Source organism: Chloroflexota bacterium (assembly GCA_016887485.1).
In the GTDB taxonomy this organism is placed as follows: Bacteria; Chloroflexota; Anaerolineae; order Anaerolineales; family Anaerolineaceae; genus Brevifilum.
Window position 1 is genome coordinate 71236 of the sequence record CP069394.1, and the last position, 11858, is coordinate 83093.

Here is an 11858-nt window from a genome sequence, read left to right on the forward strand (position 1 = left end):
GGGTGAAAATCTAGAAAAATTATTCTTGTTCCGGCTTTGCAAAGATCATCCGACCGGCGGCAGTCTGGAGGACTTTGGTCACGGTGATTTGGATGCTCTTGCCGATGTACTTGTGGCCGTTTTCCACAACCACCATCGTACCATCTTCCATGTAACCAACGCCCTGACCATATTCCTTACCTTCCTGGATGATCTTCATTTCCAGGGATTCACCCGGCAGGAGGATCGCTTTTACAGCGTTGGCCAGTTCGTTGATGTTGAGGATGGAGACGCCTTGCAGCTCAGCCACACGGTTGAGGTTATAGTCATTGGTCAGGATCGGACAGCTCATCTGGCGGGCCAGCACGATCAGGCGTTCATCTACTTCTCGGACGCCTTCGACATCAATATCTGTGATGGTCACGGGGATGGCGGGATCTTTTTGCAGCTCAGAGAGCACTTCCATGCCGCGGCGACCGCGTTGGCGGCGCAGGTTGTCGGCGGAGTCACTCACATATTGAAGTTCGTTCAGCACGAAACGGGGGATCAGCAGCCGTCCGGGGATGAACCCGGTGCGGGCGATGTCGGCGATCCGGCCGTCAATGATGGCGCTGGTATCAACGAGGATCCGCTGGCTATCTTTCAGGCCGCTTTCTTCAGATTTATCACCCCCACGGGCACCACCTTTACCCAGCGATTTGAAAATATTCTGGAGGTCTTTTTGGCGGGCAACGAAGATCACGATGCCCAGATAGCCAAATAGCAGCAGCGCTACGAAAGGCAGAATGTTACCCAGTGGAGCCGGTAGGAGGGAGATCGGATAGGCCAGCAGGGCCGCTGTGATAGCGCCGACAATCAGGCCAATTAAACCGAAAACGAGTGTTTGAACGGAAACTTTGCTCAAATACTTATGAATTGCGGATATGGGCTTAATGGATATCCACGGAGCGATCAGAAAACCGAGAAGGCCAACAAGCAATGTAGTAACGACTTGATAGACGGTGGTGGAAATCTGACTTGCGGTCCAAATTTCTTGAATAAGGCTCCCCAGAGGTTCCCCCAAAAAAACGCCAATGATACCAAAAACAACGAGTCCGATAAGGCGGACAATAAGTTCTAACGACATGAATGACTCCTTTTTAAGGTGCAAAAAATTGAGATAATACCTATCAGAATAATAACATGCTGACTTTGATAAGTCAATTTTTTATTGTAAGAAATATATAAAATTTGCTTTGGGTTCAAAAGCCAGACGGGTTTGCAAATGGCTTTGGCTCTCTACTATAATTGTATCCAGCACTCATTAAGATTTGCTTCATTAAGTCACGCTGAAAGCTTGTTTTCTTTCCCAATTCTGATACGACCCAATAATTGATCTAGGATAAGATATCAATCCTCTCAAGGCTGTTTGATATCTTTCAACTTGTTTTTTTTTGACTTTATATATAATGTAAGTGAACGAAATAGTGGGTTTTGGTTCAATGGGTGGATTTTCGAAAGGATGGAAACATGTAAAAGAAAATTGTTGTTATGGTTGTATTGATGCTGCTCCTTGTAGGAAGCCCAGTATCAGGTGTTGATGCTTCAGACGAAGCCAAAGACCTGTACACATGTACGTATTCCGGTTGTACGGGGTGGTACGCACCAAGCCAGGGCTGTGATAGTGATGCAAGAAATGTCGCATCGATTTATATTCGCATTCCCAGCACAGTTGCTCTAAATGAGTTAAGGTATTCACCGACCTGTCACTCATATTGGGCTAGGACAGTTTTATCCGCGTCCTACTATTATGTGGGTACGACGGTAGATGGTCCTACTGATTATAGCGAAGCTTCACCAGCGCCATTGTCGTCTGGGCAATCAATTTACACAAGAATGGTGACTTCTGCGTCTTCCACAAGGGCTTGTGGGAATGTTGATGATGATAGCGTTGTTGGCATTCCTGTGTATAGTTGGTGCACAAACTACCACATCAATAATTAAGGGGTGTACTCACATGAAAAAGAAGCGTTTGTTTCAGATCGTTATGTTGGCTGTGTTCGTTGTTGGAGCGGCGTATGTGTTATCAATCATGCTCCAATCTGTTAGGGCGGTTGGTGCTGGTGATAGTTCATCACCAGCTGATTCTGCCCTAGTTAAGGTAGCCACCGAAGCCGTTTCAGGCTTGGATCGATACTTGCCGATGACCGTCACCAAGGAAGACCTGACCCTTGAAGTCTTAGATTATCGCTGGGTGGAAAATGAAGCCCGGTTCGACGTCAAAATCCCCCTGGTTGATGAGCGGGATTGGCGGGTGGGGAATGTGTACCTGGAGATTGACGGGAAACAACACCCCCTCTGGGCAACTGCGCTGGTCGAGACAGTGCTACCAGCAGAAGATGGCGAGCAGGTTGTTTTGAGGTATGAGGACGGCATTGTTAAAGAAGAGGTTATTGCCGAGACCGGCGAGGCTTATCGGATTGACTCCCTGGCTTTTGGCGATGTGCCTTCGGACCTTGATCAGCTCACTTTTTCGCTGGTCATCACCGAGATCACATCCATGCCGAATGAGGGTGGCTATTGTACCCCGAATATGATCCAATCCATTCAAGGTCCGATGACGGAAGCCTTCCCGGGCATTGAAATTGTGTGTATCTCGAAGCCCGGATTTGATGGCTTTGAGATCGCCTCCGATTCTCCCTATGCGAAGGATGCCGAAGCGTTAGCCCTGTTTGATACCGTTGTGAACCACGCGCTGAATGGCAGGATCATCGGCCTTTGGGAGTTTTCTTTCGGAGAATGAGTTCGCTGACAAATGAAAGGACGAGTTAAATAAATCAAGGGCTGAATCAGGCTGGTCGGAATTCAGCCCTTTTTTTTGAGGGCAAAGGTGTAGGTCGCGTTTCCAGTGTTACTTTTTTGTAATGCGGGTTCGATTTCCACTATAATGGAATGGTGATAACTCCCGGTTTCTATTGAGGCATTTCATTATGGACCTTCAGCCTGAGACAATTTTGCATGAACGTTACCGAGTGATCGAAAAGCTGGGGCAGGGCGGCATGGGGGCCGTTTTCCTGGCCTGGGACCAGACGCTGGAAATGCAGGTGGCGATCAAGAGCAACTTCAACCCGGCACCGGAGAGTGTGGATCAATTCCTCAAGGAAGCCCGTTTACTGGCCGCACTGCGTCATCAAAACCTGCCAAGGGTGATCGATTATTTTGTGATTGATAACGAACAATTCCTGGTGATGGACTACATCCCCGGGGAAGATCTGGGAAAGCGGCTGAAGGCGGAGGGGGCTCAAAAATTGGATGACGTCCTGCGTTGGTCAGCCCAACTTTCATCCGCCCTGGCCTATATGCATGTCCAGAACCCGCCGGTGATCCATCGTGATATCAAACCCGCCAATATCAAACTGACCCCGGATGGAGAGGTAATCCTGGTGGATTTTGGGATTGCCAAAGCCGCCGCTGCGCAGTCCCAGACAGCCACCGGCGCGGCGGGTTACACGCCCGGCTATGCGCCGCCGGAACAGTATGGTCAGGGACATACCGGACCTTATTCTGACCAGTTTTCGCTCGCTGCCACCGTTTATGCCCTGCTGACCCAGGCGAAACCGGCTGATAGCATTGCGCGGGTGCTGGGAAAGGAGACTCTCGTCCCAATCCGGCAGATGGACCCTGAAATTCCTCAAAATATTGCCGATGCGATCCTTAAAGCCCTGGCGCTCAAGCCGGAGGACCGTTTTGAATCAGTCACAGCCTTCCAGAATGCGCTGAAAGACCCAAATTTTAGCCTTTTGGATGCTGAGCGCCAACAGATCAGTTCGGTGATTGCGCCTACTGCGGTTTCAGAGCCCACCCGGGTGGTGAGCAAGCCCACCGATCCGACTGTGATGAAGGGGCCGGAGAAGAGTAAGCAGAAAAAAGGCAAGAAAATTGGCTGGATCATTGGCATTGTTGGCGGATTGGGGGTGATCTGCCTGGCTGCGGCTGCTTTACTGCTGTTTGTCATTCCGCAGAGCCCGATCTATCTACTGGACGGGGGAGCTGCGCCCACAGCGACTGAAACTGTACAGGTTGCGGTGTCCACAGAGATAATGGAGGCACTTGAGACGGAGGTCGTCTTAGCACCCACTGAGGCGGCGACTGAAGAACCGACCGCGACGGTCACCGTTACGCCAACGGCTACTGAAGCCCTGGAAGCGGTTGGTGGGAGCGGGTTGATCGTGTTTGCCTCGGACCGTGGGGAGGGTGATACCATCCAGATTTGGACGATGGAAGTCCTGCGCAACCCGGAGGGCGATGTCGTCACCGGTGTTCTGACCCAACTGACATTTGATGAAGGGGACAAGGACCAGCCGGTGTGGTCACCGGATGGAACACAGATTGCCTATGTCGCGCCGGGTGGATTAAATTACGGTCTTGATATCTGGGTGATGGATTCGGATGGAAGCAACCCTATGAACATCACACAGCATGCCGGGGATGAATTAGACCCGGTCTGGCTGCCGGATGGCTCCCGGATTGCCTTTACCCACCACCTGCGAGATGCCGGTAACACGCCTATCTATGCGCTGACCTGGATCAGACCGGATGGCAGCGGTCGGGAGCGTCTCAGCACCGACTTTGTGGAATGGGACCCGACCTTTACGCCGGATGGACGCTTCATGATCTATGTGATCTCCGCTTCATCTCATGATTACCTATATTTTCGCTCTGCTGTGGATGATTTCGACTCGCCAAGGGGGCTGGACTTACGGGCGTTATTTGGTGAATTTGGAGAAGTCTCCGACCCGGTTTGGGCGCCGCAGGGTAGTCAGTTTGCCTATGTGCGGCATAATGGGCCGAATGAGGTGATCGTGCTGGTGACCTATACTCAACTGGAAGTGAATGGACTGCACCAGCCGAAGGAATATGTGCTGACCGACACCAATGTGGATACAGATCCGGTCTGGTCAGCAGATGCCCATTGGCTGGCATTTACATCTGAACGGGATGGCAACCTGGAAATATACCTGATGCCCACTACCGGGCGACCGCAAATCAACTTGTCGCGGAGCCCAGGGGTGGATCGCTCGCCGGATTGGCTACCGTTGCCCTGAGTTTTACCTTATGAATTAAACAGAAAATCCCCGAACCGGGGATTTTTTGTCAAGAGTATAGGATGATCCGTTGATCAAGCGATTTCAACGGAGTCGATGATACCGATAATCACTGAGATAATACAGGCATCCGGATTATTGAGCACCTGTCGGGCGCCACCCCCTTCACGGTTGATCAGGACGGTGTCGCCGATCCCTGCATGGGTATTATCCAGGGCGATGAAATCACCGTTGGCTTCCTGATCTTCCGCCACCAGGGGCTGGACGACCAAAAGGCGTCTGTTTTTGTAATGGGGGTGACTGATTGTCGTCACCACTGTACCTACAACTTTAGCAATGATCATATTTTCGACAATCTGCTAGGTAAACTTTGTATCGCCGGAGGGGAGGTTGAAGACGAAATCCTCATCAGATTTGACTTCCAGCTCATCCACAATGCCGACCAGGGACAGGTCAACGGGGACGAACTTGACATCCCGCATGGAGAGGGCAGCCTCGCGGGAACGTACCATCACACACAAATCGCCTATACCGGCCTGGACCACATCGGCAGCAACCTGCAAGCCGCCTATGGGCTTGAGATGCTTATCCAGGGGCTGGACAACCAGCAGCTTGACGCCTTCTGTGCCGGGATATTTGATGGTGCAGACGGCTGTGCCGTGGACACGACCGAAGAGCATTATTCCGCAACTCCCACATTGTTCAGGACGCGGGTGATGATCGTTTCCAACAGGGGACCATCGACCTTGTTGCCCAGTTTGGCTTTGACAGCGTCACGAATCCGCTGACGAAGGTCTGAGGTTTGGGTGACTGGGCTTGAATCGCTGCAGGTCTTGCAATCTGAGGCGGGTTTGACCGGCTCAGAAAGATAAGGCCGTACAGGTGAGGCAGGGGGGAGGACGTGCGGCTGAACCAGCTTGACGCCCAATTTCTCTGCTTTTTCAAAAGCCAGTTCTGTCAGAACAACATCATCACTCATGGTGAGCGAGAATTGGCCACGAGCAGCCATATCCTCAATGTCGTGTTCTGTAAAGAATTGTTTGGCCATAGAAACTCCTGACAATATCTGACGAACGATTAACCGGCAACGCCTTCCAAGGCTTCGAGGGCGCTGGTTGCAGCATTTTTGGCGGTGAGGATTTCAGCCTCAGTGCCGGAAAGCCACATCCGGCCGAAACGACCGACGGATGAAACGTGAATGATCTTGATATTGGCTTTCTTTTCGGCTTCGTTGCATGCGTAGTTGATGTATGCAGCCGGGGCACATTCCAAAACCAAGAGGGTTTCACCGGGGACGAGGATGCTGCCGCGCCGGAAGCGGTTGAGCAGTTGAGCCTGGTAGGAATCCACACGGGTGATGACCTGGGTGGAAACGACTTTGGGTTTGATCCGGTCCTCTTTCTTGAGGCCGAGACGGTCCAAAACGACCTGACCTGCTTCCTTGACGGCAGCCTGGTTCAGAGAATGGACTTCGAACATACCAAATTCGCGTTCGACGATCTGTGCGCCGGGTTTAGCTTCAGTTGCCTTGACGGCAATATCTACCACGCGGAAGACTTCGTTGCCGGGGGCCATTTCCACATAGAGAGAGGCCATCCCTTCGACGGGGAGGTCACCCTGGGTGACGGTCCCGACGAATGCGGAATACTGAGCCTGCATTCTGTCGATAAAACAATAACAACGTAAAGAGAAATCTCCTGCCATGTTGTCTCCTTCCAATTAGTAATCCTGTAACCCTTGCTGGTCATGCATTGCAATGCCTACCGGGGTTACAAATAACGGACTGGGGGTTATCTGAGTGGGGAGGCCGGTGACGTCCTCGATGACCCTGGCGATGCCTGGGAAGAGGGTAGTCCCGCCCACTAATGTGATGGACTTAGCGTTGGTGCCGCGGATATGCCTGGCGACGATGGTCCCCATCTTTTCCATGACCGGACGGACCATTGGGAAAAGTCTGCTTTGTTGGGCGGGGTCCTTTTTTAGTTCCTCCGCATCTTCAAAGCTGATATTAGATGCCCCGGCGATCACCAAAGAGAGGTGCGTTCCGCCTGTGGGCTCATCGGCTGTAAAAGCCACTTTTCCGTCTTCGATCAGCGCTACACCGGTAGTGCCACCGCCGACATCAACAATAACGCCGTCCTGAATTCCGAGGACGTGGTTGGCAGCCGAAGGTTCATCTATCAGTTCCGGGCAATCCATCCCGGCTGCTTGCACGACATTGGCGGTGGCTCGCACTTCTGCGAGGGGAACGCCTGGGGGGTAACCGCTGGCGGCATGGGTGAGTTCAACACCCAATCGTGCCTCCACCCTTCTTTTCATTGCTCGAAGGATATCGACAGCACCTATGAAATCTACCACCAGCCCATCCCGAACCACCTGTGCGAATTGGTATTCCCCGGCAAGGGGAACGCCATTTTCATCCAGAACGGCTAGGACGGTATAGGCTGTCCCGAGGTCCACACCTACCCGAAGCGGGCTTGCGAAAGAGATGGGTTCAGTGGGTGAATGCCCATTTGACCCGGCCCAGATCACCGCTTCTGCGCGTGAAAGAATGTCCTCCGGAGCCCAACCTGATTCAATGAGGTTTGGTCCGGTCAACGATCAGGCCAGTCTTATTTCTTCTCTGCTGTGGCACGGCCGCCGATACTACCCTTGGTGTTCTGGGGCAGAATCATTTCGACATCTTCATGCGGTCTGGGGATGACATGGACGGAAACCAGTTCACCAACACGCTTGGCAGCAGCGGCGCCGGAATCGGTGGCAGCCTTGACAGCGCCAACATCACCGCGCACCATAACGGTCACAAAACCGCCGCCAACGTATTCGGACCCGATCAGGACCACGTTAGCTGATTTAACCATAGCATCGGCGGCTTCGATAGCGCCAACCAGACCCTTGGTCTCAACCATACCCAGTGCAATTAATTTTGAATCTAAAGCCATTGTTTTCAATCCTTTCTAGAGATAAAAAATGTGATTTATCTGAGGTTTAGGATCTCCTCGACCACACTCCGAACAGTTTGTTCAATTTCCTTAGGGGAAGGTCCGGGGTCAGGTTGACCGGGGACCATAGCAGCCGCCGGAGGGGCTGATAATTCATAAGCAAGGCGTTTTATATTGTAGAGATGTCGGGTGGTTACGTTATCACCCGTGATGGAGCCGCCAACGCCGCCTGCGCCCAGGGTGAGCGAAGGCATCACGCCGGTGGTCAGTCCGATGGCACCCAGGGTGCCCATGGCGTTGACCACGATGCGGAAGACTGGCTTTTCCAACCCAAAGGCCATGATGACATCCGGGTTGGTGGCATGGATGATCAGAGAGTGGCCGCGGCCGCCAAACATAATGAGTTCAATGCAGCGATCGCAGCCCGCTTCCCAGCCATCTTCTTCATACCAGGCCAGGGTCGTTGTTAGTTTTTCACGGGAAAGAGGTTCTTCTTTGCCGGTTTTCTTTAGCCGGGTCACCAGGACTCGGGTTCCCTGGGGGACGTCAAATCCGGCCAGGGCGGCCACATAAGTGGCAGGTTTACCGACGGTAGCGGTGTTCATGCTGCCATCGGGATGGAATAACAGGTTTCGCAGAAGATGGGTCTCATGTTCGTTGGTGAAATAAGCCCCTTCCTGCTGCATTAACTGCGCCAGTTGGCCGGCGATGGGCTTATCGGCAACCACAGCCTGCTCAGAAGCGCAGATGGTGGAACAATCGAAGGATTTGCTTGAAACGATATATTTCGCTGCTTTTTGAATGTCCGCTGAGCGGTCCACATAGGCAGGGACATTTCCGGGGCCGACGCCATAGGCCGGCTTCCCGGTGGAATGAGCGGCCTTGACCATTGGTGTACCGCCGGTGGCCAGGATCAGTGCGACATATTTGTGCCGCATCAATTCCTGAGTGCCCTGCAAGCTGATATTCTGCATGCAGGCGATCAACCCGGGAGGGGCCCCGTTGGCTTCGGCTGCCTGGGCCATAATTCTGGCCGCTTCGTAAGAACATTTGGCCGCAGAAGGGTGGGGTGCGATGATGATTGCATCCCGCGCCTTGACTGCGACCAGTATTTTATAAATAACGGTGGAAGTGGGGTTGGTGCTGGGGGTCAGCCCGGCAACGACGCCGACCGGCCAGGCGATATCGTAGATCCGCATGGCGGGGTCGTGATGGATGACGCCAACAGTCTTTTCATCTTTGATGCTTTCCCAGACGTTGCGCGCAGCAAATTCGTTCTTCAGCTTTTTGTGCTCAGAAAAGCCATAGCCTGTTTCTTCATGCGCCATGGTTCCTAACCGCTCAGCGGCGGCCAGGGCAGCGGCTGACATTGCCGCGCAGACTCGATCAACCTGCTCTTGTGAGGCGTGTGACCAGATCTTCCAGGCTGCAAAAGCCTGGGTCGAAAGGTCACGGGCTTCTTGAATTGATCGTAAATCCTTGTCGAACTCTGGCATGGATTAGCCTTTCTCGAAGGTCACTTTTCCATCAACTTCCAATGAATCAATCATTGCCATAATGACAGCATCAACCGGTCGATCTTTGGTGATGGTGGTCTGACGGGCGCTGGAGCCAGCAGCAGTCAGAACGAGATCGCCGACACCGGCATTGACCGTATCCATGGCAACGTAGGGCTTTCCAAACGGTTCGCCATTTTCGTCAGCCTGGCGGACTATCAGCAGCTTGAGTCCGACGATCTTCTCATCTTTGATGGTCGAAACGGTTGTACCAATCACTTTGGCAATCAACATGGTTTATTCTCCATTAATAGGACTTGGCAGGGGCAGGGGATTTCTTGCTCTTCTTGGGTTCAGCATCATCCGCTTGGATGATCTTGATCCCAGCACTGGCACCAATCCGGGTTGCGCCTGCAGCAATCATTTGTTCGGCTTCTTCGTGGGTGTGAATCCCACCGGCAGCCTTAACGCCGAGGTCCGGGCCAACGGTTTTACGCATCAGAGCGACATCATGCAAAGTCGCGCCGCCGCTGGAAAAACCGGTGGAGGTCTTGACGAAATCAGCACCAGCTTCCTTGGCCAGGAGGCAGACGATGACCTTTTCTTCATCGGACAGCAGGGCTGCTTCGATGATGACTTTGAGGATCGCGCCATTGTCATGGCAGGTCTTGGCGATTTCGTTGATATCTTTCGCAACGGTTTCGTTGTCGCCGGCTTTCAGTGCGCCAATGTTGATCACCATATCAATTTCAGTAGCGCCGTTTTGGATAGCATTCCGAGTTTCGAAGACCTTCACTTCAGTGGAGGTCGCACCGAGGGGGAAGCCGATCACGGAGCAGACTTTGACATTGGTGTTGTGGAGTAACTCTGCGCACAACTTGACGTTGGAGGGGTTCACGCAGACGGAAGCGAATTGATATTTCTTGGCTTCGAAGCACAGTTGGGCAATTTTGTCCGCGGTGGCGTCCGGTTTGAGCATGGTATGGTCAATCATACCTGCCAGGGACTTATCCTCGGGGATTACGCCAACGGTGGAAGTCAGGCGTTCCGCGCCTGCACTAATGACACGCCCTGCGCCATCAAAACAGGTCTTGACGCGCACGCCATCTGCTTCTTCCAAAACGCAGCTTGGGCCGGTGGTGAATTTCTTGTTTTCTTCTTGATCGATCATTGCCAAAAGGACTTCTCTGGTAATGACCTCAACCAATTTCTCGACAGTTTCTTTTTCTGGGGTCATGATGCCTTTCCATCTTTAAAAATTATTTTCAATTGCCATAATTTTATCTACCCGGCGAGCATGACGGCCTCCGCCGAATTCAGTTTTCAACCAGGTATCGACAATTAAATTAGCTAGATTTACGCCAACGAGACCCGCACCGAGTGTCAATACATTTGCATTGTTGTGTTCGCGACTGTTTACAGCCGTTGCATAATCGTAACAAAGGGCTGCTCGGATACCACGGACCTTATTGGCCGCCATGCAGGAGCCTATGCCCGCACCATCAATGATGATGCCGCGCCAGGCTTTCCCGTTGGCAACAAGTTTCGCAACCGATAGAGCAATATCGGGGTAATCCACCGAGTCTTTTGTGTTTGTACCGCAATCAATGACGGTGAAACCTTTTTCTGTGAGATGCTTTTTCAGGATCTCTTTCAGGTCTACACCACCATGGTCCGTTCCCAGGGCGACGGTTTTCTGTGAAGAAGTATTTGACGACGATGTTGGGGATGTGATTGGGTAATCCATAGTTTTTTGGACGACTCGCTGGACGATTTCGTGGATTTCGGTATCTGAAATACTATTTTTCATCCAATTTGCTCCAGGTTTACGATCGAGGGCTCCGAAAAGAGGGGTAACTCATATAACTTATGCACATATTATTATAACATTATTTCTTTTAACTTAAGTGTACACCATAAATCAAAAGTCTTATAGATTATATCGTGATTATTCTAGGAAAAAAAGACAAACATCCATTTGTTTTGAGATGTTTGTCATTGATGCAAAATTTATTTAAAAAGTTCGCTATTAAGGATCGGCTTGCAATGATTGTTGACTTATCGAATCCGTGGAGAATGGCTTAGGCCATTGGCGGGGGATTGACCGGCGGATTCTGCGTTGGGGGCATTATCGGTTGGATGGGCGTGCCCGCTTCGGGGTTGAGCAGGAGGCTCAGCTGGGCCAGCGCGTGATTGTCAAATGTCCGATGACCACACATATCACAAACCCAAGCTGGGAAGTTTGGGACTGTGATCAGTTCATTGCCCAGCCAGGTCATCAATGTGGCAGCGCGCAACTTTTTGATTCCACCCTGGCAATTCATGCATGGTTTAGTGATGAGATCGGTCATTTTGGT

General features: G+C 51.9%; 15 protein-coding genes. 3 read left to right on the forward strand and 12 right to left on the reverse strand.

Annotated features, from left to right (window positions below; translation table 11 throughout):
* Positions 1 to 19: 19 nt before the first annotated feature.
* Positions 20 to 1105, reverse strand: coding sequence for a TRAM domain-containing protein (locus JR338_00355; GenBank protein QRN83247.1), 1086 nt, complete (start codon positions 1103 to 1105; stop codon positions 20 to 22).
* Between the two features lie 404 nt (positions 1106 to 1509).
* On the opposite strand from JR338_00355, the gene JR338_00360 reads away from it, so the two are divergent.
* From JR338_00360 to JR338_00370, 3 genes are all read left to right on the forward strand, one after another.
* Positions 1510 to 1962: a DUF2690 domain-containing protein gene (locus JR338_00360; GenBank protein ID QRN83248.1), complete on the forward strand. Its 453-nt coding sequence runs from the start codon at positions 1510 to 1512 to the stop codon at positions 1960 to 1962.
* 13 nt (positions 1963 to 1975) lie between these two features.
* Positions 1976 to 2761: a hypothetical protein gene (locus JR338_00365; protein QRN83249.1), complete on the forward strand. Its 786-nt coding sequence runs from the start codon at positions 1976 to 1978 to the stop codon at positions 2759 to 2761.
* A gap of 187 nt (positions 2762 to 2948) precedes the next feature.
* Complete coding sequence (locus JR338_00370; GenBank protein QRN83250.1) at positions 2949 to 5063, forward strand: serine/threonine-protein kinase; 2115 nt, start codon at positions 2949 to 2951, stop codon at positions 5061 to 5063.
* 74 nt (positions 5064 to 5137) lie between these two features.
* On the opposite strand, the gene JR338_00375 is transcribed toward JR338_00370, so the two are convergent.
* The 11 genes from JR338_00375 to JR338_00425 form a co-directional block, all read right to left on the reverse strand.
* Positions 5138 to 5407 (reverse strand): EutN/CcmL family microcompartment protein, encoded by a 270-nt coding sequence (locus JR338_00375; GenBank protein ID QRN83251.1) that lies wholly within the window; start codon positions 5405 to 5407, stop codon positions 5138 to 5140.
* Between the two features lie 15 nt (positions 5408 to 5422).
* Positions 5423 to 5743 carry a EutN/CcmL family microcompartment protein gene (locus JR338_00380; protein QRN83252.1) on the reverse strand — a complete coding sequence of 107 codons (321 nt, stop codon included), beginning with the start codon at positions 5741 to 5743 and terminating at the stop codon, positions 5423 to 5425.
* A complete protein-coding gene (locus JR338_00385) occupies positions 5743 to 6111 on the reverse strand; it encodes a hypothetical protein (protein QRN83253.1) in 369 nt (122 codons plus the stop codon). The genes JR338_00380 and JR338_00385 overlap by 1 nt, the downstream gene beginning before the upstream one ends.
* A 29-nt stretch (positions 6112 to 6140) precedes the next feature.
* Positions 6141 to 6767 (reverse strand): hypothetical protein, encoded by a 627-nt coding sequence (locus JR338_00390; protein ID QRN83254.1) that lies wholly within the window; start codon positions 6765 to 6767, stop codon positions 6141 to 6143.
* A 15-nt stretch (positions 6768 to 6782) separates the two neighbouring features.
* Positions 6783 to 7616 carry an ethanolamine utilization protein EutJ gene (gene eutJ / locus JR338_00395; protein QRN84312.1) on the reverse strand — a complete coding sequence of 278 codons (834 nt, stop codon included), beginning with the start codon at positions 7614 to 7616 and terminating at the stop codon, positions 6783 to 6785.
* A gap of 59 nt (positions 7617 to 7675) precedes the next feature.
* Entirely contained in the window at positions 7676 to 8005 is a 330-nt protein-coding gene (locus JR338_00400; protein ID QRN83255.1) for a BMC domain-containing protein, read from the reverse strand.
* A gap of 35 nt (positions 8006 to 8040) precedes the next feature.
* A complete protein-coding gene (locus JR338_00405; protein ID QRN83256.1) occupies positions 8041 to 9501 on the reverse strand; it encodes an aldehyde dehydrogenase family protein in 1461 nt (486 codons plus the stop codon).
* A gap of 3 nt (positions 9502 to 9504) precedes the next feature.
* Entirely contained in the window at positions 9505 to 9795 is a 291-nt protein-coding gene (locus tag JR338_00410) for a EutN/CcmL family microcompartment protein (GenBank protein ID QRN83257.1), read from the reverse strand.
* A 13-nt stretch (positions 9796 to 9808) separates the two neighbouring features.
* Positions 9809 to 10495, reverse strand: coding sequence for a deoxyribose-phosphate aldolase (gene deoC / locus JR338_00415; protein QRN84313.1), 687 nt, complete (start codon positions 10493 to 10495; stop codon positions 9809 to 9811).
* A gap of 258 nt (positions 10496 to 10753) precedes the next feature.
* Positions 10754 to 11248, reverse strand: coding sequence for a ribose 5-phosphate isomerase B (gene rpiB / locus JR338_00420; GenBank protein QRN84314.1), 495 nt, complete (start codon positions 11246 to 11248; stop codon positions 10754 to 10756).
* Between the two features lie 334 nt (positions 11249 to 11582).
* Positions 11583 to 11852, reverse strand: a complete 270-nt coding sequence (locus JR338_00425; protein ID QRN83258.1) for a YgiT-type zinc finger protein — start codon at positions 11850 to 11852, stop codon at positions 11583 to 11585.
* Positions 11853 to 11858: the final 6 nt, after the last annotated feature.